The organism is Serratia sp. CY29653 (assembly GCF_052169255.1).
GTDB lineage: Bacteria > Pseudomonadota > Gammaproteobacteria > Enterobacterales > Enterobacteriaceae > Serratia > Serratia sarumanii.
In genome coordinates, this window is record NZ_JBJNLC010000001.1 from 1,146,092 (window position 1) to 1,171,981 (window position 25,890).

The following is a 25,890-nucleotide window of genomic DNA, read 5'->3' on the forward strand; positions in this document are numbered from 1 at the left end:
TGCTGGCCGCCCATTTTCGTTACCAGCGGTAGTTGACCGAAGCGATGATGCTGCGGCCGCTGCCGTAGAAACAGGCGTACTCGCCGCTGCAGGATGAAACGTATTTCTTGTCCGTCAGGTTCTGCACGTTGAGCTGGAGAGCCGCACCGCGCAGCGCCGACGAGGCCTGGCCAAGGTCATATTTCACCATGGCGTCGTACAGCGTGTAGTGCGGCACATCGTACTGGCCGATGGCGTCGGCCGGCGCATCGCCGATGTAACGCACGCCGCTGCCGACGGTCAGGCCGTTCAGCGCGCCGCTCAGGAAGCTGTAGCTGCCCCAGGCGGAAGCGGCGTGGCGCGGGATGCCCGCCGGGCTGTGGCCGATTTCGTCCGCCGAGTTGGAGTCTTTGGTCACCACGTCGGTGTAGGTATAGGCGGCGGTCAGCTTGATCTCCGGCGTCGGCTGGGCATGTACTTCCGCCTCAATCCCTTTGGATTTCACCTCGCCGATCTGCTCGTAGGCGGAGGTGAGACGGTTGTAAGACGCCACATTACGCTGGGTAATGTCGAACCAGGAGAGGGTCAGCAGGGTGTTGCCGCCCGGGATCTGGTACTTCACGCCCACCTCGGTTTGTTTGCCGGTGGTCGGCTTGAGCGGATCGGCGCCCGGCGCGCTCGGATACAGGTTAGGATCGAACGAAGTGCTGTAGCTGACATACGGCGAAATGCCGTTGTCGAAGGCGTAAAGCAGGCCCGCACGGCCGGTGAACTGGGCGTCGTTGTAGGTCTGCTCCTTACCGCCGCTGGTGCGATCGCGGGTGTTGACCTGCGACCAGTCCTGACGGCCGGACAGCAGCAGGTTCCAGTTATTCCACTCCAGCTGGTCCTGCAGATACACCCCGACCTGATTCAGCGTCTTCAAATCGCTGGAAGCCAGCGCCAGCGTGCTGCCATCGATGCTGGGGCGAACCGGGTTTGCCCAGTCGATCGGGTAGTCGTTGCCGCGATCGCGATACATCTTCGAATCGATATGGCTGTAGCGGTAATCCAACCCGCCCAGCACCGTGTGCTTCACCTCGCCGGTGTCGAACAGCCCCTTCAGCTGGTTATCCACGCCAAACTCGTTGGTCATCTGCGTTTCATGCTGCGCCATGCGGGTGACGGTGTGGTCGTTGACCTTCGAGTTTACGTTATAAACCAGATATTTATAGTCTTCATCGCGGTGGGTGAAGCGCAGGTTCTGGGTAAACGACAGCGCATCGCTGAAGTTATGCTCGAGGCTGTAGCCGATCGACGCCTGCTCGCGCCGCGATCTGTTGAAGCTGGGTTCGCTGATGTTGAAGTCATAGGGCACATAGCCCGCGCTGGTCGAGAACAGCGTGCCGGCGCGCGGCAGGAAGTTGCGCGACCCGGCTTTCGGATCGTTCTGGTAGCTGGTCAGCAACGTAAAGCTGGTGTCTTCGTTCGGCAGCCAGGTGAAGGCCGGCGCGATGGCCACCCGTTGCTGCTTGCTGTCTTTGACAAACTCATGCTCGGTTCTGGCGATACCGTTCAGGCGATAAAACAGGGTGTTGTCGTCGTTGAGTTTGCCGCCGAAATCGAACGCCGTTTCCGCCAGATGGCGGTTGCCGGTGCTGAATTTGACTTCGTGAATGCTCTGGGCGGTAGGGCGCTTGCTGGTCATCACCACCACGCCGCCGGGGCTGACCTGGCCGTACAGCACGCCGGCCGGGCCGTGCACCATCTCCACGCGCTCCAGCAGCCAGGGATCGATCTGCCCGGCGCCGCCGTTTTGGCTCGAGAGGCCAAAGTGCAGGCCGTCGAGCAGCTTGGGCGCATAGCGGAAGCCGCGGCTGATCACTTCGTCATTGCGGTTGGAGTTACCGCGGTAGGTGGTGATCACTCCGCTGGTGTAGTTCAGCGCGTCGGCGACCGACGCCGGTTCCTGGTCGTTCATTTGCTCGCGCGTGACCACCGAGATGGACTGCGGCGTTTTGCGCAGAGCGGCGGCGGTCTTGGTGCCGGCGGCGCTCTCTTTGGCGACGATCCCTTTGACCGGCGCGGTCACGCTGTTTTGCGCGTCGGCGGTCACCAAAATCGTCTCATCCGCCGCGGCGGACGCGTGTGGCGCGAAGGGCAGTAAGGCCAGCGCCGAGCCCAGCAACAACCGCTTGGCGGCCGTCACCTCCGCATTAGAATTGTTTATCCCTTTGTTTTTAATCTTCATTCTCTCTCCTGCATACCTGCGTTGTGTGTCATGCAACCCTGATAAACCCCGAAATATCGGCGAGCGGTCTTTACCCGTCGATGCGGAAACGCCGTGTGCGCACGACGGTAAAAATCCGACAAATAGTATTGAAAACGATAATGAGTATCAATACGATTGTCAGGTTTTGTAAAAATCACTCATGTTATGTAAGGGGCGCTATGGAGTTTTTGCCGGAAAAGAGGCCAGACAACAGTCATGAGGGATTGGCGGCGCAGTGGCTGCGTGAAGAGGCGGCAGGGCAGCCCGAGTGGTGGCAGAAGGTGGCCTCTCACGGCACGCCCATCGTCGAGCCGCACGATGACCGCCACGTCAAAATGACCTGGCTATGGCGCGATCCTGCCGGCGATGAGCGGCGCTCGCCGATTCGCCGCGTTTATGCCGATATCAACGGCATAACCGATCACCACAGCACGTCCCCCAGCAGCCTGACCAGGCTGCCCGGCACCGACGTTTGGTACGGCGCGGCCGTTATCGATCGCCGCTGGCGCGGCAGCTACAGCCTGATCCCCGTCACAGACCGGGATCTTCCTCCCGTCTTCAGCGACGACGAAACGCTGCGCGATCGCCAGCAGCGCGCCTGGTGGATTTCGCTGTTTCCACTGGCGATCGCCGATCCGTTGAATCGCCTCTCGCTGGGGCCTTCGCATCGTCCGCGCCCGGTTTCCCTGGCCCAGGGGCCGGATGCTGACGACCAAAGCGCCTGGCAGGCCGCCGATCGGCCGCTGGACGAGGCGCGGCTACAGCGTTTTCAGTGGCACAGCGAACGGCTCGGCACGCAGCGGCGCGTCTGGCTGTATGCCAGCGGCGACGCGGCGGTGAAAGCGAATCGCCCGCTGGTGTTATTGCTCGACGGCCAAAACTGGATCGAAAGGCACGCGCTGCTGCCGGTGATCGAGAACGAAACCGCAACAGGGCGGCTGCCGCCCGCATGCTGGCTGCTGATCGATGCGATCGACGGCGAACACCGGGAAAACGAGCTGCCCTGCAACGCCGCCTTCTGGCAGGCAATCATCGATGAGCTGCTGCCGCAGGCGCAGAAGCGCGAAGCGTTCAGCGAGGAAGGGGCGCGCACCGTCGTCGCCGGCCAAAGCTACGGCGGGCTGGCAGCGTTATATGCCGGCCTGCATTGGCCGGAACGTTTCGGCCACGTGCTGAGCCAGTCCGGTTCCTTCTGGTGGCCTACGGTGCAATTCGTTACCCAGTTCGAAAAACGCCACGAACTGGAGGAAGGCTGGCTGATACGCCAGGTTCGGCAACGCGACGCGGCGGCGCCAGCGCTCAACGTGATCCAACAGGCCGGCGATCGGGAGGCGGATATCGAATTCGTCAATCGCCAGATGCACGAGGCGCTGACGGCGGCGGGGCACCGCGCCGACTACCGCGTGTTTTCCGGCGGACATGACGCGCTCTGCTGGCGCGGCGGCCTGGTGGACGGCGTACGCCAGCTGCTTTCCGGGATGGAATAACCCACACATTTTGACAGACAGGTAATGAAAATGACTCAGGAACAACAAAACCCGTTCGATGACGAAAGCCTCCGTTTCTCCGTTTTGGTCAACGCGCAGCAGCAGTATTCGCTGTGGCCGCAGTTTGCCGACGCGCCGCAGGGGTGGCGCGTGCTGATGGGGCCGGCGTCGCGCGGCGAATGCATCGACTACATCGAAACGCACTGGCAGGACATGCGGCCGGCGGCCTTGAAAGCGGCGGATGCGGCGCGTTAAGCGCCAGACAGCCACATCGATACATTCCGTTTGAGGAAAAGGACAGACACCATGTCAGAAACGCTTTCTTTGCCGGATACTCAGGTCGAGTATCGGGATTATCCGCTGGTTGCGGCGCAACCGGGGATCTGGATCGCCGACCAAATCGCGCTGCGGCGCAACGGCTTCGCGGTGGCGCACTACACCGAACTGCACGGCGCTATCGACCGCTCGGCGCTGGAGCGCGCGATCCGTCAGGGGCTGGCCGAAGCGGATACGGTTCAGGCGCAGTTCTTTGAGGCGCAGGACGGCCAGCCGGTGCAGCGTTTGCCGCTGAACGCCGATCCTGCGCGCGTGCAGGCGCCGGAGTGGTTCGATTTCAGCGCGCGGCCGGACGCCGAACAGGCGGCGCTGGCGCTGATGAACGACGATCTGGCGCAGGATCTGCCGGCGGACGGCGAGCGGCCGCTCTATCGCCATGCGGTGATCCGCGTCAGCGTCGATCGCTGGTTCTGGTATCAGCGCTTTCATCATTTGACCCTGGACGGCTTCAGCTTCGAAGCCATCACCCGTCGGATCGCCGATATTTATCGCGCGCTGCGCCACGGGCTGGCGCAGGCGGCCTCGCCGTTTACCCCGTTCGGCAAGGTGGTGGAAGAGTTTCAGCAATGGCAAACCTCGCCCGCACGTGAGCGGGCGGCCGAATTCTGGCGCCAGCATCTGCGCGATTTGCCGTCGCCGCTGTCATTATCGACGGAGAGTCGGGAGGTTGAGGCGGGCGCCCGGCCGCTCAAACAGGCGCTGGTGCTGCCTGAATCGCTGTTTGACGAAGCGCTGCGCGATGGCGCGCTGCAGTCGCTGCAGCCGGCCGATATCGTCACGGCGGCGCTGGCGCTGTACCTGGCGCGCATGAGCGGCGAAACCCGCTTCTCAATCGGTTTTCCTTTCATGCGCCGGATGGGATCGCAGGCGCTGGCGGCGGTCGGCCCGGTGGTCAACGTGCTGCCGCTGCTGCTGAACGTGACGCCGGAGATGTCGCTGGCGGATGTCTGCCTGGCCACCGTGGCGCAGATCAAGCAGGCGCGCCGCCATCAACGCTATGAGGCGGAGCAGATCAAGCGCGATCTCGGCCTGGTCGGCGGCCATCAGGAACTGTACGGGCCGGTGGTCAACGTCAAGGTCTACCACAGCGCCTTGTCGTTCGACGGTCAGGCGGCCACCACCCATACGCTGGCGATGGGGCCGGTCGACGACCTGGAGTTCGAGATCGGTTTTCGAAGCGGCGTATTGACGCTGTCTTTGGTCGCCAACCCGGCCAAATACTCACCGCGCACCTTGCAGCACCACGCGGAGCGCATCGGCCATTGGCTGCAGCAGTTGGCGCGGCAGCCGCACCAGCCGAACGGTCAACTGGCGTTGATCGGCGAGGGGGAACTCAGACAACTCGCGGCCTGGGGGCGCGGCGCTGAGCTGACGCCGCCGGCGGGCATGGTTTCGATCATGGATGCGTTCCAGCGCCAGGTTGAGCGTCAGCCCGAGGCGTTGGCGGTGTCCTGCGGCGACGTGCGCCTCAGCTACCGGCAGCTCTCCGAACGGGTGATGCAGCTGGGGCGAGTGCTGATCGAAAGCGGCATCGGCGCCGAAGACGTGGTCGCCATCGGCATTCCACGCTCGGTGGACACGCTGGTCGCGCTGTTCGGCGTGCTGGCCAGCGGCGCGGCCTATATGCCGCTCGATCTGGACTATCCGCGTGAGCGCCTGGCGCTGATGTGCGACGACGCGCGGCCGGTGATGTTGCTGACCCACAGTGACACGCGGGCCAACATGCCGGATCTGCCGCAGGTATTGTGCCTGGACGACGCCCCGTGCCTGGCGCGCTGCGCGGCCGCCGCGGCCACGCCGATAACGGACGACGAACGGCGTGTGCCGCTGAACGAGGCGCATCTCGCCTACATGATTTACACCTCCGGTTCGACCGGCAAACCCAAGGGCGTGATGTCCACGCACCGCGGGCTGCTGAACCTGTTCCTGTCGCACCAGGCTTCTCTGTTCGGCCCGGCGATCGAAAAATTCGAGGCCCGCCACGCGCGCCGCTTGCGCGCCGGCCATACCGCCTCGTTCTCTTTCGATTCCTCCTGGGAACCGCTGTTCTGCATGATGATGGGCAGCGAACTGGTTATCTTCGATGAGGAGCTGCGCCGCGACCCCTGGGCGCTGTTGGAACAGACCCAGCAGACGCCGATCGATCTGCTGGACATCACGCCGTCGTTCTTCTCGCAACTGGTGGACTGCGGTCTGCTGAAAGGGCAGTTCCCGCTGCCGTCGTTCGTGATGATCGGCGGCGAGGCGGCGACGCCGACGCTGTGGAACCTGATGCAGCAGCATCCGGAGGTGGAGATCCACAACTATTACGGCCCGTCCGAATACACCGTCGATACCCTCGGCGCGCCGGTCACGGCCGCAGACCAACCGGTGATCGGCCGTCCCCTCGCCAATACCTCAGTCTGGCTGCTCGACAGCCGCCTGCAGCCGGTGCCGATCGGCGCGGCGGGCGAGCTGTACATTTCCGGCAAGGGCATCGCGCGCGGTTACCTGCGGCGCCCGGATCTGACGGCGGCGCGCTTTGTCGCCAACCCGTTCGCCGAAGGCGAGGTGATGTACCGCAGCGGCGACCTGATGCGCTGGAGCGCGGAGGGCCAGCTGGTATTCATTGGCCGGACCGATCACCAAATCAAGGTGCGCGGCTTCCGCGTCGAGCTGGGTGAGGTGGAAAGCGCCTTGGCCGCCTTGCCGGACGTGGGGCGGGCGGTGGTGATCGCCGAACCGATCGGCGCCACCTATCGCCTGATTGGCTACTGCTCGGTGCAGGATGACGCGCGTCGCGCCTCGCCGGCGCTGCAAAGCGAGCTGCTGGGGCAGTTGGCGCAGCGTCTGCCGGATTATATGGTGCCGGCGATCCTGGTGGTAATGCCGGAGCTGCCGCTGAACGTCAACGGCAAGATTGACCGCCAGGCGCTGCCCAAACCGCAGGAAACGCTGGCGCAAAGCATTCGCGAACCGGCCACCGAGCAGGAGAGGCTGATTTGCCGCGCGATGGCCCAACTGTTGGGAATGGAGCGCGTCGGCGCAGACGACGATTTCTTCGCGCTCGGCGGCGACAGCATCTCGGCGATGGGGCTGGGCACCGCCCTGCGGCGCAAAGGCTATCTGCTGCGGCCGCGCGAGATCTTCGCGCTGCACACCCCCGCGCGCATGGCGCAGGCGATGCAGCCGCTGGCCGTTGGCTCTCAGACCGCACGCAGCGTGCGACAAGGCCCGATCGACGGGCTGCCGATCCTGCACTGGTTCGCCGAGACGGGCGATATGCATCGCCGCTTCGCGCACGGCGTTTTCCTGCGCGTACCCGCCGAGCTGCAACCGGAACAGCTGCGTTATGCGTTGGCACAGCTGCGCGCGGCGCACCCGGCGCTGAGCGCCAGGATCCGCGACGGCCAGTTGGTGGTCGAGGAAGCCGCTACCGCTGAGTTCATGCAGGTACAGGCCGTATCCGGCGAACTGGAGCTAGCGGCGGAACAGGCGTTTGATGCCGCACTCGAGCAGCTCGATCCGGCGGCCGGCGCCATGATGCAGGCGATCCTGTTGCAGCGTGACGGGCAGAGCCTGGGGCTGGTGCTGGCGATCCACCACCTGGTGGTTGACGGCGTTTCCTGGCGCATCCTGCTCGACGAGCTGCGGCAAGTGGCCGACAGCGCCATGCAGGGGCAGCCGATCACGCTGCCGCCGGAGGAAACCTCGCTCTATGAATGGTCCGCGCGTTTACGGGCCGACGTCGAACGCCGCGAAGCCGAGCTGCCGTTCTGGCGGCAGATGCTGGCGGACGGCGTGCCGAGTTTGGGGCGGCGCGCGCTGGAACCGCAGACCGATCGCATCGCCTCGGTGAGCGAACGGCGCACGCTGCTCGACAGCCGGCTGACCGCCGCGCTGCTCGGCACATTGCCGCAGAGCTATCGCGCCCAGGTTGAAGAGATCATGCTGTGCGCGCTGGCTCAGGCCTGCCGCCGCCGTTTCCAGGCCGCTTCGCTGCGTTTCTCTCTGGAGTCGCACGGCCGCGCCGAACTGGATGACGGCCTCGATCTGGCCCGCACCGTCGGCTGGCTGACGGCGGAGTACCCGCTGCGCATCGAACTGCATGACGCCGAGCATAATGAGGCGGTGCGCGCGGTGAAACGGGCGACGCGCGCGGTGGCCGATCGCGGCGTCGGCTATGGCCAGCTGCGTTATCTGCATCCGCAGCGTGACGATCTGGCGGCGCTGGCGCAGCGCAACGCCCCGGAGATTTTATTCAACTACCTTGGGCGTTTCAGCCAGGATGAGGCGCACTGGACGCCGCAGCGCAGCCAGACCCGCTTCCGCGACGCCTTCGCCGTGGCGCAGGATGCGCAGCAGGCGCCGTCTTACGGGCTGGAAGTGAATATCTTTGTCGAGGAGCGGCGCGACGGCGCCTGCCTGGCGATTAACTGGAGCTGGCTGGAGGCAATGTTCAGCGAGAGCGACATTGCGCAGCTGCACAGCGGCATCGAGCACGCCGTGCGTTCACTGTGCGAGTTTGCCGAACGGCATCCCGAACGCGCGGCGGCGACGTTGGTGGCGGCCGAAATCGCCCAGCCGGGCGTCGATGATGAAGCGGTGCGCGCCTGGGAGCGGGAGTGCGGGCCGTTAGCCGCGGCGCTGCCGCTGTTGCCGCTGCAACACGGCCTGCTGTTCCATGCGCAGACGGCGCAGCAGGGCGGCAGCTACAACTCGCTGACGCGCCTGAGCCTCTGCGGCGAACTGGACGCGCATCAACTTCAGCAGGCGCTGAATGCAGTGATCCGCCGCCATCCGCAGCTGGCCGCCCGATTCAACCGCGAGGGTGAGCCGTTGCAGCTGATCCCGCAGGAAAGCCATTGGCCGCTGGACAGCCACGCGCTGCCGCCGCTGGCCGAAGAACAGGAGGTGCAGGAACTGCACCGGCTGGAGCAGCAGGAACTGCAGCGCGATCTGTTCAACCAGCCGGGCGCGATGCTGCATGCATTGTTGGTCAAACACGGGGATAGCGAACGCTACACGCTGTTCCTTAACGCGCATCACCTGATCGTCGACGGCTGGTCGACGCCGGTGGTGCTCAACGATCTGATGCTGGCCCTGCGTGAAGGCGAGCAGGCGTTGCCGCCGCTGCGTTCGAACTATGCCGATATCGTGCGCCGCCTGACCGCGCGGGATGCCGAAGCTTCGCGCCGCCTCTGGTGCCAGACGCTGCAGGACGTGCGGCCGACGTTGCTGTTCGGTGAGGCACAGGACGATCGCGTACACGAGCTGGAGATGACGCTGCCGCCGGCCGAGGAAAGGCGCTTGCTGACCCTGTGTCGCGAACGCGGGTTGACGCTCAATACCGTGATGCAGGGCATTTGGGCATTGCAGTTGGCCAGCTGTTGCGGCCAGCAGGACGTGGTGTTCGGCTCGCCGGTTTCCGGCCGCTTTGGCCAGATAGAAGGGATCGAGGAACACGTTGGCCTGTTCAGCAACACGCTGCCGGTGCGGGTGCGTCTGCAGCACGATCGTTCGCTGACGGAACAGCTGACCGAGCTGCAGCACCGGCAGATTGAACTGCTGGAGCACGACGATTTGGGGTTGGGGGAAATTCAGCACCTGGCCGGGGCGGGCACGCTGTTCGATACGCTGTTGGTGGTGGAGAACTACCCGGACAACGACGCTCTGCTGGGCGGCGCAGGGTCGCTGCGCTGCGACGCCATCCGCAACAAAGGCTATACCCACTATCCGCTGACGCTGCTGGTGCTGCCGGGCGAGCGTCTGCGCCTGCTGATGGAGTACCGCGCCGCGGTGCCGCAGCCTGAGCGCTTCGCCGCGCGGCTGATGGCGCTGTTGCAGCAGTGGATCGCCCAGCCGGATCTGCCGCTGCCGCGCTGGCAGTTGCAAACGCCGCAGGAGCAGGCGCTGATCGCGGCGGTCAACCGCACCGGGCAGGCGGTGGCGGACACCACCTTGCATCAGGCGATCGCCGATCAAGCGCGGCGCACGCCGGAACGCATCGCGCTGCAGGATGCCGGGCACAGCCTCAGCTACCGTGACATGCAGCGCCAGGCCGCGCTGCTGGCCGAGCGGCTGACGGCGGCCGGCATTCAGCCGGGGGATATCGTCGCGGTTGCGTTGCCGCGCTCCGTGCGCCTCAGCCTGGCGCTGACGGCGATTGTGCAGACCGGCGCCGCCTGGCTGCCGCTGGACACCGGCTACCCGGACGAGCGGCTGGCCTACATGGTGGAGGACGCCAAGCCGCGGCTGATTATCACCGAGAGCGCGTTGGATGCCCGCTTTGCCGCGCTGGCGCCGACGCTGCTGTTCGATGCGCTGGACGACAGCGGGCGCGAACCGCCTGCTCGCCTGCCGGCGGGGAACGGCGATTATCCCGCCTACGTACTGTATACCTCCGGCTCTACCGGGCGGCCGAAAGGCGTGGTGGTGAACCACCGGGCGATCGTCAACCGCCTGTTCTGGATGCAGCACGAGTATGCGCTCGATGCGCAGGACGTGGTATTGCAGAAAACCCCGTGCAGCTTCGACGTTTCCGTCTGGGAATTCTTCTGGCCGCTGATGGTCGGCGCGCGCCTGGTGATGGCGCCGCCGGAGGCGCACCGCGATCCGCAGGCGCTGACGACGTTGATCGACGACTATGGCGTGACCACGCTGCATTTCGTTCCGTCCATGTTGGCTATCTGGGTGGAGGCGCTGAACGAGCGGGCGCCACAGCGCGCCGCCGCCAGCCTGAAACGCGTGTTCTGCAGCGGTGAGGCGCTGTCGTGTGAACTGGCTTCCCGCTATCAGGCGTTGGTTACCGCGCCGCTGCACAACCTGTATGGCCCGACGGAGGCGGCGGTCGATGTCACCTACCAACCGGCGTCCGGCGCGGCATTGGCGGCGGTGAGCGGCGCCGGCGTGCCGATCGGCAAACCGGTCTGGAACACCCAGTTGAGCATTCTCGACGCGATGCTGCGGCCGGTGCCCGTCGGCTGCGCCGGCGATCTTTACCTGCGCGGCATTCAGCTGGCCGATGGCTATCTGCATCGGCCGGGGCTGACGGCGCAGCGGTTTGTCGCCGATCCCGCCGGCAACGGCGCGCGCATGTATCGCACCGGCGATATCGCCTGCTGGCTGGAAGACGGCAGCGTCGAGTATTTGGGGCGCAGCGACGATCAGTTGAAGATCCGCGGCCAGCGCATCGAGCTGGGGGAAATCGAGCAGGCGCTGCTGGCGCAGCCGGGGATAGCGCAAGCGGCAGTGCACGCCATCGAGCTGGGCGAGGGCGCGACGGGGCTTGGCGGTGCCGATATGCGCCAACTGGTCGCCTGGCTGATCGCCCAACCGGGAGTGACGCTGGATACCGCCGTGCTGCATCAGGCGCTGGAGCAGCGTTTGCCGGCGCACATGATGCCGGTCAGCTATGTCATGACCGACAGCTTCCCGCTCAGCGCCAGCGGCAAGCTGGATCGCAAGGCGTTGCCACGGCCGCAGCTGAGCCACCAAAGTGGCCGCATGCCACATAGCGACAGCGAACGCCTGCTGGCGGCGCTGTTCGGGGAACTGTTGGGGCGCGAGACGGTGTATGCCGACGACGACTTCTTCGCGCTGGGCGGCCATTCGCTGCTGGCGATGCGTCTGGCGGCGGAGCTGCGTCGCCGCGTGCCTCGGCCATTGAGCGTCGGGCAGATCATGTTCGCCCGCAGCCTAGAGAAGATGGCGCACCTGCTCGATGACGCGCAGGCGGCCAACTCGGCCGAGAGCCGCGGCGTCGGCGAATGCCTGCAGCTGCGGGCCGGCCAAGGCCCGGCGCTGTTCTGCCTGCACCCGGCTTCCGGTTTCGCCTGGCAGTACTCGGGGCTGAGCCGTTATCTGCCGGGCAGCTACCCCATCATCGGCCTGCAGTCGCCAAGACCGGACGGCGCCATCGCCACCTGTGAGGATATCGAGCAGATGGTCGATCGTCATCTCGCCAATCTGCGCCGCCTGCAGCCGCAGGGGCCTTACTACCTGCTGGGCTATTCGCTCGGCGGCACGCTGGCGCACTCGATGGCCGCGCGCCTGCAGCAGCAGGGCGAAGAGGTGGCGTTCCTCGGCATGCTGGATACCTATCCGCCGGAAGGCCAGGATTGGACCGGCCCCAGCGAGGAGGACGCGCAGAAAGAGGTGGCGCAGGAGCAGGCCGAGTTTATGGCGGAAGATCATGGCGATCCGGCGCTGATGGCGGAGAAGGCGGCAATGTTCGACAGCATCGTCGCCAACTACCGCGACGCGGTGCGCATTCTGTCTCAGGCGCGCAGCCGGCGTTTCCACGGCACGGCGACGCTGTTTGTCGCCGACCAGACGCTGCCGCCGGAGATGGACATCGACGCCGTGTGGGCACCGTATCTGGATGGGCTGATCTGCCATCACCAGCGCTGCGAACACGCGGACATTCTGTCGCCGGCTTCGCTGGAGACGCTCGGGCCGCTGTTGCATTCGTTGCTGACGCAGCAATACGGGTTGGTATAACGCAACCGGGCCGGGGGGCGTGCGTCCCGGCCCGTACTAAAACATGATATGCAGGACACTATGGCCAGACCTTCTTTTTTTCTTGATTTCAGTTTGCTGAGAAGCAATGCGCATTTCCGCGCGATTTTCTGCGCCCGCATGCTGTCGGTGTTTTCCCTCGGCATGTTGGCGGTGGGGGTGCCGATTCAGATCCAGGCGATGACCGGCTCCACGTTGCAGGTGGGCGTGGCGGTGGCGCTGGACGGGGTGGGCATGTTTATCGGCCTGATGCTGGGCGGCGTGCTCGCCGATCGCTACGATCGCCGTAAGCTGATCCTGTTTGCGCGCGGCACCTGCGGGTTGGGCTTTGTCGCCCTGAGTCTGAACGCCTTCGCCCCGGCGCCTTCGCTGTGGGCACTCTACCTGCTGGCGGCCTGGGACGGCTTCTTCGGGGCGCTGGGCATGACGGCGCTGATGGCGGTGATCCCGCTGCTGGTCGGGCGCGAAAACCTGGCGGTGGCGGGGGCCTTGAGCATGGTGACGGTGCGCATCGGCGCGATCCTGGCGCCGGCGCTGGGCGGGATTATCATCGTGTTCGGCGGCGTGGGGCTGGCGTTCGCCGTGGCCGCCGCCGGGACGCTGGGCACCCTTGTCCCACTGGTGCGCCTGCCGACGCTGTTGCCGCAGCAGCAGGAGCCGGAACACCCGCTGCGCGCGCTCGCCAGCGGCTTCCAGTTTGTCTGGCGCAATAAGGTGGTGGGGTCGGTGGTGCTGCTGGGAATGCTGATGAGCATCGTCGGCGCCGTCCGGGTGCTGTTCCCGGCGCTGGCGCAGGACGCTTACCACGTCGGCGCGTCCTCAATTGGCCTGATGTATTCCGCGGTGCCGCTCGGCGCGATGCTGGGCGCGCTGACCAGCGGCTGGGTGGGGCGTTTCTCTCGGCCCGGCGTGCTGATCCTGGTCGCCGCCATCGTCGCGTTTACCGCTATCGCTTCGCTGGGGCTATTCAGCCACCTGGCGCCGGCGCTGCTGGCGCTGGTGTGCTACGGCTACGCCAACGCCATCGCTTCGCTCCTGCAGTTCATGCTGATCCAGAGCAATACGCCGGATCATCTGCTGGGGCGGGTGAACAGCCTCGGCACCGCGCAGGACGTAACCGGCGATTCGATCGGCGCGCTGGGGCTCGGCGTACTGGGCAGGATCTTTACCCCGTTGATGAGTGTGCTGTCGTTTGGCGCATTCGCCGCTGTGCTCGGCGTGCTGGTGGCCTTCAGCGTGCGCACGCTGCGCCAGTGCCGGCCGGCGGACGCGTTGGTCGAGCACGATGAGCCCGCGCCGGCAACCTCGGCGGCAGCGGACAACTAACCCCTCACGGCACCGGCTGTTCCGGCCGGTGCTGTTCCCCCCAGTTGCACATCATGTCGATCACCGGGATCAGCGAACGCCCGCGTTCGGACAGGCTGTACTCCACCTTGGGCGGGATCTGCGGATACTCCTTTCTCACCACCAGGCGATCTTTTTCCAGCTCTTTCAGCGTCGAACTCAGCGTTTTGTAGGAAATGGTGCCGATGCAGCGCTGCAGCTCGTTGAACCGCAATACCGGCTTATACAACGCCAGCCAGTAGAGAATAATCATTTTATATTTGCCGTTGATCACCGACAGCGTATAGCCATAGCCGGTGTCTTCGAGGCTGATGCCCGTTGGGCTGCAGTGGGATTCGGCGGTCATTGAGCGCTTTCTCCAGGGTAAGTATGTGTCGTGAGTGTGCGTATTTTACATTGTTCCAGCATAACCTATGATGCGCCGGTAGACACTTGACTGGAGAAATCGATATGAAAACCCTGGTGGTGGTGACCCATCCCGATATGGCGAACTCGGTGGTCAATAAACGCTGGCTGGAGGAGCTGCGGCGCTATCCGGAGCGGTATACCGTGCACGAACTGCATCAGGCCTACCCGGACTGGCAGATCGACGTCGCCCAAGAGCAGCGGCTGATCGAAGCCCATGACAACATCGTGCTGCAATTCCCGATTTTCTGGTTCAGCAGCCCGCCGCTGCTGAAAAAATGGCTGGACGACGTGCTGACCTACGGCTGGGCCTACGGTTCTCGCAGCGGCTACAAGATGCAAAACAAGAAGCTGGCGTTGGCAGTCACGGCTGGGGTGCGTGCAGAGGATTATGCGCGCGACGGGCGCTATCGCTACTCGCTGGAGGAAATCTTCCGGCCGTTTGAAGTCACCGCCGGTTACGTGCGGGCCGACTATGCCTCGTTCTTCGCCTTTTACGGCAGGGAGGCCGCTTCGGACGGCACGGTGGAACCGCTGCAATCCCACGAATTGGATCGCAGCGCGCAAGGCTATCAGGCATTTCTCGCCGCCCTGAATTAACGGCACGCCCCGGATGCGCCAGGGCGTGCGCATCCGGCTACTTGCTGGCGGTGATTGTCAGCATCTATCGTGCGTGCTGTGTGAACGAGCGTGCAGGATGAAAACAGAGTGGGGGAATTACATGAACAGGAAGCGGTCGGCCAGCGGAACCCCACGTTCGAGACGCGGTGGCAGCGCGTCGTCGCGATCGTCAGGCTGAGCAGCCTGCGGCGCGGCGTCTTCGGCTTTTTCGATCATCAGCTCGCCGAGCAGGGCCAGAAAACGAGTGATCTTTTGCATATTCCCTCCAGGGCAATAATTAACCTGAAGATGATAGTAATCGCCGCCTAACCGAATGGGAAAAACTTAAAACTCATATCCTAAGAACCGGATCGCATATCGCCTGACCGGGCGACGGTGGCCCATCGCCCGGTGAACCGCTTAGAAGGTGACGTTAACCTTGGCCCACAGGGTGCGGCCCGGTTCATTCACCGCGCTGTTGGCCGAGTACCCGAAGGCGCTGTTGCCCGCCAGGTTGAGGTGCTCGCTGTAGGTCTTGTTCAGGATGTTATCCAGACCGGCGCTCAGCTTGACGTTTTTATTCACCTTGTAGGCGGCGTTGGCGGAGAGCACGCCGAAGCCGGCGCTTTCGGCAAAGTCTTTGCCCACCACGTTGCCTTCGTTGATCGCCACGCGGTGTTGGCTGCTGACCAGACGCCACAGGCCGGTGCCGCTCCAGTCGCCGTACTCATAGGTCAGCCCCAAGCGTGCCTCCAGCGGCGGGATCTGCGGCAGCGGCCGGCCGTCGCTGCTATTTTTGCCCCAGGAGTAGGCCAGGCTGGCGTCGGTTTTCCAGTGCTCGCTCAGCTGATAACCCATGCCCATTTCGCCGCCCATGATGTTGGCGTTGACGTTATCGGCCTGGCTGAGGCGCGCGTTGTGCGGATCGTATTTGAACAGGATGAAATCATCGACGCGGCCCACATAAGCGGAAACCCAGCCGTTGAAGCGTTTGCCGTTGTACTGAGCGCCGATGTCGAGCTGCGTGGTTTTCTCGCTCTTGACGCTGGAGAACGGATCCTTGCTGCCGTTCGGGCCAAGCTTCGGCGAGAACAGCTCCCAGTAATCCGGGAAGCGCTCGGTATAACCGACGCCGGCATACAGCATCAGCGGCAGGTCGGCCAGCGTATGCTCCAGGCGCATAAAGCCGCTCGGCAGGGTGTCCGAACGTTTCCCAGCGCTGGCGCTGCGGAAATTCTCCACCAGGGTGCGGTCGAGGCGCGCGCCGCCGATCAGTTTATCCTGTTCGCTGGTGGACCAGGTCAGTTCACTGAAGGCGCCGTAGCTGTTGAACTGGGCGTCTTTTTCCCAGCTGCCGCGGTTCATGCTGCGGTGGGTGTTGGTTTGGGTGTCCAGGCCGCTTTCAAGCTTCACGTCCTGCCACTGCCAGGTGCCCATCACGCGGCCGCCGACGGTGCGGCGATCGAGCTGCATCGTCATGCCGGAGGACATCATGTGCCCGCCGTGGCCGCCCATCCCCATGCTCATGCCGCCATGCCCCCCGTGCCCAGCCATGCCACCGCTGCCCGGCGAGCGCAGGGTGACGTTGTCCATCACGTGGTTGGCGTAGTTGTAGTAGACCTGCGCTTCCAGCTTATCCAGCACGTCGCCGATGTTGGATTTCTCCACCCGCATGCCCAGGCTTTCGCGTTTGAACTGCGAACCATCCATGCTGCGGCCGGCATAGCGCGCTTCGCCGTTGCCGCGGCCCATAGTTACTTCCAGCAGCGTGTCGGCGTCCGGCGTCCAGCCGAGCGCCAGATCGCCGTTCCACTTGTCCCAGCGCGATGGCACGCGCGTATTCGTGCCGTCCTGATAGTCGTTGGAACGGGATTTGTTGGCCATCACCCGCAGGTAGCCTTGTTCGGCGCCGAGGCTGGCGTCGATGTTCTCGTCCCAGCGGCCGTTGGAGCCGGTCAGCACGCTGGCGTTGCCCTTGATACCCGGCTTGTCGAAGCGCGGGCGTTCACGCTCGAAGCGCACCGTGCCCGCCGACGATCCCGGCCCCCACAGCACCGTCTGCGGCCCCTTGGTAATGGTCAACAGATCGAAGCTTTCCGGCGAGATGTAAGAGGTCGGTGCATCCATCCGCGCTGGGCAGGCGCCCAGCATTTCCGAACCGTCGGTGAGGATCTTCAACCGAGAGCCGAACATGCCGCGGAACACCGGGTCGCCGTTGGTGCCGCCGTTGCGGATCTGCGAAAAGCCGGGGATGGTTTTCAGGTAGTCCGAACCGTCGCTGGCCGGCACCGGCTGGCGTGGGGTTTTCGGCGAGGTGACGATGGTCAGCGGGGAGTAGAGCGGCGCGGTGACGGTGATCACGTCGCCATCATTAACCTGTGCGCCGGCAGGGTGTTGATGCGCCTGCGCCGCGTGGCCGGCCAGCAGAAACAGCGGCATGGCGGTGGTAATGGCGCGGGTGACGGCGTTCTTTTTATAAGTCGGTTTAAACATCATCTTTCCTTAAGCTAACTTTTTCCGTACTTGGCCGAGGGATTATTCAGGCGTGGGGCGGCCTGGCGAAAATCACCATCGGAAAATACGGGGGTTAATTCCATCAACCTGGAAATAACCGGATTAATAATGTCGTCTCGATGATTAACCGTTGGGCGAATTAATTCCGCCGGGTTGAAACGATCAACGGCAATACAGAGAACGGCAATGGGCTTATTGTTAAATCAGAGGAAAGAGATGGGGGGCGCGCGCGGCTGTAATTCGGTGTGAACAACGTGGGCAAACAGAGGGACGAGATAGTGGATCGGCGGCGGGCGCGAAGCCAGCGACTGGGACCAGAACAGCGGGCCGTGGCTCACGTCCAGCAGCGGCGCGTGCAGCAACAGCACGCAGTAGCCGCAGGCGCTGTCGTCCATCATCATCGCCATGTTGTGGTGGCCGCCGCCGTGCTGCATCAGCGGCTGTGAGGCTTTCTCAGGCTCAGGCGGCGGCGAGTGCATCCCGTGATGCATCGGCATATCCATGCCGCAATCCGCCATGACGGTCGCTCCAGCACTTCCGGCGCGCACATGCTCCAGGGATCGCGAGACCACCGGCGCAATGAACAACATCAGAATGGCAAACACCCCTAACCAGGCGGCGGCCCGATTTCGCGATGTAGAACGCTGAATTAACGACACAATCAACCTAAAAAAAGGGTTAACACAGGGTAGGGAATTGTACTGGTTTATGTCGAAATGTTAAAACCTTTTATTTCCGGCCAACGATCTGTTGATGAAAATGAGATCAAAACAGTGATTCAAATTTAAGCGGAATTATATGCAAAGCGGCCAAGGGATACGCAGCCAGTTATAAATTCCAAAGATATGTCGAAAATGGAACCCGCAAAAATATACTCAATAACAAGGGCGTGCTAGGCTTTTATTTTTCGCTTGATAAGGGGAAGCAACGATGGATTTGACCACTCAGGACGCACTGGACTGGCTTAATGACGGTATTGAAACGCTCAAAACCGGTGAGATCAACCGTTACAGTGCAGAGGGCTACGCGCGGGGGTATGAGCTCGGTTTTCTGTACGGAACCTTGCGCACCTTACTGGCCACGCAAAAAATTACCCGTGAAGAGTACGATAAGTTACACAGTACACTGAGCCATACCCGCCACGCTTGCATGCGAGAATGACAAGCTGGCTTTCACGCGGCGTTGCCTGCCGACAACGCCTTGAGCTTATTTCGATTTAACGCGCCAAACGGTGTTGCCGACGTCATCAGCAATCAGCAGGGCGCCGGTCTTGTCGACCGCCAATCCTACCGGTGCGCCATAGAGTTCCTTCTCGTCGTCGGAGACAAAGCCGGTGACCACCGCTTTGAGTTTGCCGACCGGCTTGCCTTGCTCAAACGCCACGTAGCTGACCCGGTAGCCGTTCAGCGGCGAGCGATCCCAGCTGCCGTGTTCGCTGACGAAGGCGCCGCCGCGATACTCGGCCGGCAGAGCGTTCGCCGTGTAGAACAGCAGCCCCAGCGGCGCGACGTGGGAGCTGAGGGCGTAGTCCGGCTTGATGGCTTTCGCCACCAGATCCGGCCGCGCCGGCTGCACCCGCCGATCGACGTGCTGGCCGAAATAGCTGTAAGGCCAGCCGTAGAAGCCGCCGTCCTGCACCGAGGTCAGGTAGTCCGGCACCAGATCGGCGCCGATCTCGTCACGCTCGTTGACGATGGCCCATAGCTTGCCGCTGTGCGGTTCCCACTGCAGCCCGGTCGGGTTGCGCAGGCCGCTGGCGAAGATGCGGCTGGCACCGGAGGCGGTGTCCACTTCCAGCACGGCGGCGCGGCGGTACTCTACGGCCAGGCCGTTTTCGGTGATGTTGCTGTTTGAACCGACGCCAACATACAGCTTTTTACCGTCCGGGCTGGCCAGCAGGGCCTTGGTCCAATGATGGTTGATGGTGTCCGGCAGATCGGCCAGCTCTTTACCCGCATCGCTGATGCGCGTTTCGCCCGGCTGATAGGCGTACTGCATGATGTTGCCGGTGTTGGCCACATACAGGGTGTTGCCAATCAGCTGGACGCCGAACGGCGAATCGAGCCCTTCGAGGAAGATATGCTTTTCCCAGCTGCCATCGGCGGTTGGGCGCAGCAGGGTAATCCGGTTGCCCCCTTTGCCGCCTTTACCGGACTGGCCCTTCACCAAACCGGCGATCAGCTGCTTGGGCGTGCTCACCGCTTCGGTGCCCGGCCCGTTGGCTTCCACCACCAAAACATCGCCGTTGGGCAGGGTAAGCAGCTGGCGCGGGTGCAGCAAACCGTCCGCCACCTTATCGATTTTCAAGCCTTCGGCCACTTTCGGCATCTGATTTTGCTGCCAGCCGACGCCCTTTGGCACCTGCATCGGCGGCATCAGGAAGTCTTGCGCCGCCGGCAACGTCGGATCCGGCCCCATTTGTTGTTCCGGTGAAATGACGGCGCTGTTATCGCAGCCGGCCAGCGCCAACACGGCCGAAAGCGCAATCGCGATCGATGATAGCTTCATGAAAACCTCCTTATTATTTTGCGCGGGCGCCCACGGCCAGCAGAATGTTGGCGAGGCTCAGCAGCGCGACCACGATCGCAGACAGCACCAGACCTTGCGGCACCACGGCATACGCATCCCGGCTATGCACGAAAGCGTTGATGATGGCGAGAACGATGGCCAGCAAGTTCAGCCAGAAATGGAGCTTGACCGATGGCCCCTGCAGCCGGCCGCTGCCGAACCACACCTGCACCAGGTTAATCAGACGGGGAATAATGGCAAAAATCAGGCCGATGGCGATCAGCCAGCTGGCACCGTTGACCCATTGAATATTCGCCGTGCAGGCATAGATAATGTCGAAAATCAGCGCAGCGGTGAAAAATCCGTAGGGTATCGGATTGAGCCATTCATAGACGGCCACCGCGACCGCTGAAGGCCTTGCTGTCGTTTGCGTGGTCATGCAGGTATCTCCATGAAAAATGATAGGTAAAAAAGGGCGTTGGCCCCTTAAAGCTTTGTTCAGATTCACCGATTTGAACAATTTTGATTCTCATTTTTAGCATGCGATGTTAAAACCGAAACCCTCACTGCGGCATTATCAATGGCTTACAACATCGGGAGGATGGGCATGAGTATAGAGCGCGTTCAGCGATTTCTGGCCGAGCACGCGCCGGAAACGGCGGTGACGGTGCTGGCAAAGAATACCGCTACGGTGGCGCTGGCGGCGGAAGCCTTTGGCGTGGAGAGCGGGCAGATCGCCAAGACGCTGTCGTTTCGCGTGAACGACGGCGTAGTGCTGTTGGTGATGGCGGGAACCGCCAGAATCGATAACAAGAAGTACAAACAATTCTTCGGCGTAAAGGCGCGCATGCTGCCGGCGGAGGAGGTGGAGTCGCTGACCGGCTATCCACCGGGCGGCGTTTGCCCCTTTGCCGCACCGGCAGCGGTAAGAATTTACTGCGATCGCAGCCTGTGCCGCTACGGTGAAGTGCTTCCGGCAGGCGGCAGCGATAACTCAGGCGTGAGAATTGCGCCACAACGCCTGGCCAGCATCACCGGAGCAGAGTGGATTGACGTGACGGGGTAACGTTAAATGACCACGTCACAATTGCGTTATGTTAAATAGCGTGCATCATCTCGTGATTAATATGCTGTTTTAGCTGGAAAAATTACTAGCTCATCGGGTTATGGCACACCGCTTCGATATTGTGGCCATCCGGGCCGATCACAAATGCCGCATAGTAGTGGGCATGGTAATTGGACCGTAAACCGGGCGCGCCATTGTCTATGCCGCCGGCATTTAGCGCGGCGTGGTAGAACGCATCGACCTGTTCACGGCTGCTTGCGGCAAATGCCAGGTGCAGATGCGCCGGTTTTTCATCGGTTTGAAACAGGCACAATGACACGTTAGCCCGATCGTGACAAAGTTCGACGCCATAGCCGGGTTCGCCTTCGGCAACGATCTTTACGCCCAGCGGCGCGAGTGCATTGAGGAAAAACGCTTTACTAAGGGCAAAGTCGCTGACGCCAAATTTCACATGGTCAAACATGGGGAGGCTCCTGGAATGTGTCCCCATTCAGTATAGCCAACGCCGTGGTGGGCGCCGAAAACGATGAAAACGGACGCCAATGCGCATTTAGCGTACAAATAGTGCCCGTTGAAATGACGTGTTTTGGAGAAATCTGCAGTATCGTAGCAGCCACGGTTTGCCAGATTTTACGTAGCGCGATCAAAAAAGCAGGGGATTTTTACTCCTTATCGGCGGAGATGCGCCATTGAAATCATGTCCGGTCATCATTATTGGAGCGGAAAATGACAGAGCGCATCATCACGGTCGAGCCTTATGATCCGCGTTATAAAGATGCAGCGCTGAAACTACGCGAGATATTGGCTGGCGTATTAACGGCAATTCATCATATCGGCAGTACAGCAGTGCCAAACCAACGATTGATGATTGAAAGCCTGGCGGCGTTGGATGGTGTGAATGACAAGATGCATGACATGAGACCTACGCCGCGTGGCAAGAACGGCATTACCGGCAGGCGTTGCTGCAGCAAGTGAACAGGCGATCAGACAGTTGGCGTTCAGAGATTATCTGCGCAGCATCATGGTATTGCTGAGCAACCCAAACACCAGGCAGTAGAAGACCGCCGGGCTTATGGCCGGTTAATTAATTCAGCGGCATGAGCAAGCCGGCGCTGGCATGATTGGCTGCAGGAGAAAGCCCATAAATCAGGCCTGGACGGCAGAATCCACATATCATTATATTGGTGCGCATAATGTATATTATGTTAAATCGAATTACTGGATACGCACCGGGCCATCCCAGAGCATCTTCTCTCCTCACCTGCAGCTTTATCCCTCTGACATCTGTCTTCTGCCTGGCTTGTTGTCATTCCATTAGATCGGCTTTTAAATCTGGCTCAATCATCAGTCGGCGTGCCTTGATGAAACCGCATCTGCCAACCCGCCTTGGCTGTCAGAAGCCAAATCGACGAACGCTCTGTGCAACGCACGGCGTGGCCCTGCGCGTCACGCTGAAAACTTTTATACGTCAGCAATACGGCGCTATCACTGATTTGCGCCAGCTTAAAACCTTCGGCGAAAATCTGCGGATAATCCGTTTCCATCTCCAGCGCCGCAACGGTCTGGCGTTTGTCATAACGTAGGCCTGAGCGGCCAATCTCTTCAAAGTCTTCATGCAGCAATGCCGCGACACGCTTCGGATCGCAGCGCGTTGTTGGCTGGTGCAGTTCAACCTCAAGCGCCTGGATGTGGCTAAGCCACTCTGCAAAATGGGTCAAAATGCCCTCCTTTTTGATCGCGCTACGTGAAATCTGGAGGCAAGAAACTCCACAGTGTTCAGATTTAAGCTGATGTGATTCCTGCCGTAACGGTTGAAAATCAAACCTGATATTGCTTATTTTAAACCATTACTATAAATTAAACGCAATATCAATTTTTTGGCGAATGGAATCATGCCCGATCGGTCATTACTCTTTTTTTATAGTTTAGCCTTTGCTGCAGTAATTTATTTTATTGTTAAATTCAGGAAGGACATAACAAAAAAAGATGGGTTGATACATATAGCTTCATATCTAGTTATCGCCATTGCAATAATACTCTTGCTCAATTCAGATCTTTCTGTTACTGGCATCCTGATTGCCATGTTTTCTTTTCTTGCAGCAGGTTTTATTTTTTTATGCGTTGCCATTTTCCTCAAGGATGTATACTCAACGAAAAAGTATACTTTAACTGCCATAAAGCGAATAAAAACGGAAAATTCAATTGATTTCAAAGGAATGCCAGAATTTAAAAGCGGCATTTTTTGCTATAAAAAAACATGGTATGCCATCTATTCACCCTCTTTGAATTTACTTGAAATAGGCGTTAATGCGTTTGATAGTCAACCTGAGTTTGGCAAAAAATTCACCGTACGAACGTTGTCTAGACGCGCTATTACATTCGTTCCGGAAATAATTCCTGATAAAATCAATGATGACACTGAACTATTCGGCCAACTGGTAATATTTTGTGAGATATCTGAAAAAAATCAGATTATGGTGGAAAATTATATTGAAGCCATAAAAAATAGCTCTGCTACACCCTGGCTTATCTCTGTGCCAGATAAAACGCCATAATTTTAGCATGGCGGACATGGCGGACATGGCGGAAATGTTATCCGCCATGCACTCAATCAGCGATCTGAATTTCGTCTTGCTTCACATGCGACCGCCGAACCCGCAACTCTCCGTGCCGCCAGGCGCCGTCTGCCGTGGCGCGATTGTCGATCAGGCGATTCAAGGCCTCTTCGACCAGCCGGTCGATGCGTTGGCTGTAGCTGGTCAGCGCCCAGTTGGCTGAGCCGGCCTCGTCGATATCATCGAAACCTACCACAGCCATTGCAGACGACGGCGCCGTTTGCCTGAGCGCTTCGAGCGCCCCCAGCGCCAACACGTCGTTCTCGCAGAACAGCGCCTCAACCCGTTCGTTTTCCGGCGTTGCCTGCAGGTATTCGCTCATCAGCTGGAAACCGCGTTGGCGATCGTAGTGGCCGGCGGTGAGCACCCGATCCAACTGAAAGCCGGCGGCCATCAGTTTGTCGCGGTAGCCTTCCATGCGCAGCAAATGGCTGCTTTGCGTGTCCGGCCCCTTCATGTAACCAAAGCGCCGATGGCCTTGCTCTATCAGCAGCGCGGCGATCTCTTCGCCGGCGCGGTAGCCGTCGATATTGACCACATCAATGTGTTCGCTTTCCGTATTGCGGCATACCTGCACCAGCGGTATCTGATGCAGATCTTGCGCGATCGCTGCCCACTCTTGGGTTAACACCGTCGCCAGGAACAAAATGCCGTCGACCTGCAGCTGATCGGCCATCGCCATCACCGCCCGGTAGTTTTCCCCGGCGGTGATGTTCAGCAGCAGCGCCATATAACCGCGGGTTTGCAGCTGTTTGGTCACCATATCGAGCATCATCATTGAATGCGGGTTTTTCATCTCGTCGATGGCCACGCCAATGATGTGCGTGCGTTTTTGCGACAGGCTGCGCGCCAGCAGATTTGGCCGATAGCCCAGCTCGGCCGCCGCCGCCAGCACGCTTTCACGCGCGCTGTCCGAGATCGAGGCGCCGGGCGTAAAGGCGCGCGATACCGTCCATTTAGAGACGCCGGCCTTTTCGGCGACGTCGCTGGCGGTGGCTTTGTGGTGTTTCATCATGGTTGCGTCGATCCCTGCTTCGGTGAAGTCAAACTATACCCTGCCCGCTCAGATCCCCTAAGCGCCCGCCGGCATTTCTGCTGCAATTATGTCCCGTTTTTGCACCCGATTGCAAATCGTTATGCAACCGGGTGCAAAACGTAAACAGTTTGTGATCGCCAGCGCTGTTTTCACCTTTCCCCTGTTGACCAAATTTTATTCATGGCCGACATTCACGGTGGCATTCAGAGACGCATTGCCGTTTTGCCTCCTGCTTTGCACCCGGTTGCAAATACACTGTTTTTACACAACGCCTCTCTTCTCAACAGGATACCGTAATGAAAAAAACCAGACTGTTGTTGATGTTAGCCTGCTCGCTGTTTGTGGTGACCGCCCAGGCCAAGACCTACCAGGTCGGCGTGGCGCTGGCCAACTTCGATCTCAACTTCGTCTCTATCCTGCGCAGCCAAATGGCGCGGGAACTGGCTGCGCAGCAGCTGCAAGGCCAGTTCGTCGATGCCAAAGGCGATGTCGCCCTGCAGGTGCAACAGGTGGACGATCTGATTAATCAGGGCGTGGACGCCATTATCCTCAACCCGGTTGATACGCAAGGCGTCCAGCCGATGATAGCGGCCGCCAAACGCGCCGCGATCCCCCTGATCTTCGTCAACCGCAAACCCGAAGTGCCGCTGAGCGGCGCGACGGCCTACGTCGGCTCCGATTCGGCGCTCAGCGGCCGCCTGCAGATGGAGGCTCTGGCGAAAAAAATGAATTACCGCGGCAACGTGGCGATCCTGATGGGCGCCCTCTCCAACGAAGAAACCCGCGAACGCACCCGCGCGGTTGAAGCGGTGATCGCCAAACACAAGGACCTGAAAGTGGTAGAGAAACAGACCGCAAAATGGCAGCGCAATGAAGCGGTCGATGTGGTTTCCGGCTGGTTGCTGAACGGCGTAGCGATCGATGCGATCGCCGCCAACAACGATGAGATGGCTATCGGTGCGATCATGGCGCTGAAGCAGGCCAAAAAGAGCGGTGTGCTGGTTGCCGGTATCGACGGCACGCCCGACGGCCTGCAATTTATCAAAAACGGCGACCTGGCGGTGACCATTTTCCAGGATGCCAAAGCCCAGGCGATCGGCGCGGTGCAAGTGACTCGCGCCCTGTTGGATCACGCCAAAACCGAGCCTTACAACTGGGTGCCTTACGCCACCGTGACGCGAGAAAACTACCCGGAATTTGCGCAGATGAATCAGAAATAAACCGTTGCCACTCTCTTTTTCAACCTATTT

Annotated in this window: 20 protein-coding genes; 10 read left to right on the forward strand and 10 right to left on the reverse strand. The window is 61.2% G+C overall.

All coding sequences use genetic code 11. The annotated features are described in order from the left end of the window. Window positions 1-19 precede the first annotated feature (19 nt). Complete coding sequence (locus tag ACJ8HN_RS05565; protein ID WP_442523135.1) at window positions 20-2,209, reverse strand: TonB-dependent siderophore receptor; 2,190 nt, start codon at window positions 2,207-2,209, stop codon at window positions 20-22. A gap of 200 nt (window positions 2,210-2,409) precedes the next feature. Between ACJ8HN_RS05565 and fes the strand changes: the two genes are divergently transcribed. The 4 genes from fes to entS are packed head-to-tail and all read left to right on the forward strand — an operon-like array spanning window position 2,410 to window position 13,878. Continuing rightward, window positions 2,410-3,717 carry an enterochelin esterase gene (gene fes / locus ACJ8HN_RS05570; RefSeq protein WP_442523136.1) on the forward strand — a complete coding sequence of 436 codons (1,308 nt, stop codon included), beginning with the start codon at window positions 2,410-2,412 and terminating at the stop codon, window positions 3,715-3,717. A gap of 30 nt (window positions 3,718-3,747) precedes the next feature. Beyond that, on the forward strand, window positions 3,748-3,972 hold the full coding sequence (locus ACJ8HN_RS05575; protein ID WP_033648496.1) for an MbtH family protein: 225 nt from the start codon (window positions 3,748-3,750) through the stop codon (window positions 3,970-3,972). Between the two features lie 51 nt (window positions 3,973-4,023). Then, entirely contained in the window at window positions 4,024-12,534 is an 8,511-nt protein-coding gene (locus ACJ8HN_RS05580) for an amino acid adenylation domain-containing protein (RefSeq protein ID WP_442523137.1), read from the forward strand. Between the two features lie 60 nt (window positions 12,535-12,594). Then, entirely contained in the window at window positions 12,595-13,878 is a 1,284-nt protein-coding gene (entS, locus tag ACJ8HN_RS05585; RefSeq protein WP_442523138.1) for an enterobactin transporter EntS, read from the forward strand. Between the two features lie 4 nt (window positions 13,879-13,882). Here the strand turns inward: entS and ACJ8HN_RS05590 are convergent, their stop codons facing one another. Next, a complete protein-coding gene (locus ACJ8HN_RS05590; protein ID WP_025302868.1) occupies window positions 13,883-14,242 on the reverse strand; it encodes a winged helix-turn-helix transcriptional regulator in 360 nt (119 codons plus the stop codon). A gap of 104 nt (window positions 14,243-14,346) precedes the next feature. Between ACJ8HN_RS05590 and ACJ8HN_RS05595 the strand changes: the two genes are divergently transcribed. Further along, the gene (locus ACJ8HN_RS05595; protein WP_033634565.1) at window positions 14,347-14,901 is read left to right on the forward strand and encodes an NAD(P)H-dependent oxidoreductase; all 555 of its coding nucleotides are present in this window, start codon (window positions 14,347-14,349) and stop codon (window positions 14,899-14,901) included. Window positions 14,902-15,018: 117 nt separating this feature from the next. Here ACJ8HN_RS05595 and ACJ8HN_RS05600 read toward each other — a convergent pair whose 3' ends face one another. The 3 genes from ACJ8HN_RS05600 to ACJ8HN_RS05610 form a co-directional block, all read right to left on the reverse strand. After that, entirely contained in the window at window positions 15,019-15,180 is a 162-nt protein-coding gene (locus ACJ8HN_RS05600) for a hypothetical protein (protein ID WP_016927696.1), read from the reverse strand. 141 nt (window positions 15,181-15,321) lie between these two features. Further along, the gene (locus tag ACJ8HN_RS05605) at window positions 15,322-17,340 is read right to left on the reverse strand and encodes a TonB-dependent copper receptor (protein ID WP_325997070.1); all 2,019 of its coding nucleotides are present in this window, start codon (window positions 17,338-17,340) and stop codon (window positions 15,322-15,324) included. A gap of 278 nt (window positions 17,341-17,618) precedes the next feature. Beyond that, window positions 17,619-18,005, reverse strand: a complete 387-nt coding sequence (locus ACJ8HN_RS05610) for a DUF2946 domain-containing protein (protein WP_230122172.1) — start codon at window positions 18,003-18,005, stop codon at window positions 17,619-17,621. 340 nt (window positions 18,006-18,345) lie between these two features. On the opposite strand from ACJ8HN_RS05610, the gene ACJ8HN_RS05615 reads away from it, so the two are divergent. Continuing rightward, on the forward strand, window positions 18,346-18,576 hold the full coding sequence (locus ACJ8HN_RS05615) for a hypothetical protein (RefSeq protein ID WP_033653148.1): 231 nt from the start codon (window positions 18,346-18,348) through the stop codon (window positions 18,574-18,576). A 45-nt stretch (window positions 18,577-18,621) separates the two neighbouring features. Here ACJ8HN_RS05615 and ACJ8HN_RS05620 read toward each other — a convergent pair whose 3' ends face one another. Together ACJ8HN_RS05620 and ACJ8HN_RS05625 are read right to left on the reverse strand one after the other, a co-directional pair. Continuing rightward, a complete protein-coding gene (locus ACJ8HN_RS05620) occupies window positions 18,622-19,923 on the reverse strand; it encodes a PQQ-dependent sugar dehydrogenase (protein ID WP_033648338.1) in 1,302 nt (433 codons plus the stop codon). Between the two features lie 13 nt (window positions 19,924-19,936). Continuing rightward, window positions 19,937-20,362, reverse strand: a complete 426-nt coding sequence (locus ACJ8HN_RS05625; protein ID WP_033648337.1) for a DUF2231 domain-containing protein — start codon at window positions 20,360-20,362, stop codon at window positions 19,937-19,939. Window positions 20,363-20,530: 168 nt separating this feature from the next. On the opposite strand from ACJ8HN_RS05625, the gene ACJ8HN_RS05630 reads away from it, so the two are divergent. After that, a complete protein-coding gene (locus ACJ8HN_RS05630; RefSeq protein WP_033648336.1) occupies window positions 20,531-20,989 on the forward strand; it encodes a YbaK/EbsC family protein in 459 nt (152 codons plus the stop codon). Between the two features lie 85 nt (window positions 20,990-21,074). Here the strand turns inward: ACJ8HN_RS05630 and ACJ8HN_RS05635 are convergent, their stop codons facing one another. Further along, the gene (locus ACJ8HN_RS05635) at window positions 21,075-21,452 is read right to left on the reverse strand and encodes a VOC family protein (protein WP_442523139.1); all 378 of its coding nucleotides are present in this window, start codon (window positions 21,450-21,452) and stop codon (window positions 21,075-21,077) included. A gap of 263 nt (window positions 21,453-21,715) precedes the next feature. Here ACJ8HN_RS05635 and ACJ8HN_RS05640 point away from each other — a divergent pair, with 263 nt between their 5' ends. Continuing rightward, a complete protein-coding gene (locus ACJ8HN_RS05640) occupies window positions 21,716-21,964 on the forward strand; it encodes a GrpB family protein (RefSeq protein ID WP_442523140.1) in 249 nt (82 codons plus the stop codon). Between the two features lie 362 nt (window positions 21,965-22,326). On the opposite strand, the gene ACJ8HN_RS05645 is transcribed toward ACJ8HN_RS05640, so the two are convergent. After that, complete coding sequence (locus tag ACJ8HN_RS05645) at window positions 22,327-22,707, reverse strand: nuclear transport factor 2 family protein (RefSeq protein ID WP_033634557.1); 381 nt, start codon at window positions 22,705-22,707, stop codon at window positions 22,327-22,329. Between the two features lie 174 nt (window positions 22,708-22,881). Between ACJ8HN_RS05645 and ACJ8HN_RS05650 the strand changes: the two genes are divergently transcribed. Next, window positions 22,882-23,544, forward strand: a complete 663-nt coding sequence (locus tag ACJ8HN_RS05650; protein WP_346422086.1) for a hypothetical protein — start codon at window positions 22,882-22,884, stop codon at window positions 23,542-23,544. 52 nt (window positions 23,545-23,596) lie between these two features. On the opposite strand, the gene ACJ8HN_RS05655 is transcribed toward ACJ8HN_RS05650, so the two are convergent. Then, window positions 23,597-24,619, reverse strand: a complete 1,023-nt coding sequence (locus ACJ8HN_RS05655; protein WP_442523141.1) for a LacI family DNA-binding transcriptional regulator — start codon at window positions 24,617-24,619, stop codon at window positions 23,597-23,599. Between the two features lie 317 nt (window positions 24,620-24,936). Here ACJ8HN_RS05655 and ACJ8HN_RS05660 point away from each other — a divergent pair, with 317 nt between their 5' ends. Further along, the gene (locus tag ACJ8HN_RS05660) at window positions 24,937-25,860 is read left to right on the forward strand and encodes a substrate-binding domain-containing protein (RefSeq protein WP_049235084.1); all 924 of its coding nucleotides are present in this window, start codon (window positions 24,937-24,939) and stop codon (window positions 25,858-25,860) included. Window positions 25,861-25,890 lie beyond the last annotated feature (30 nt).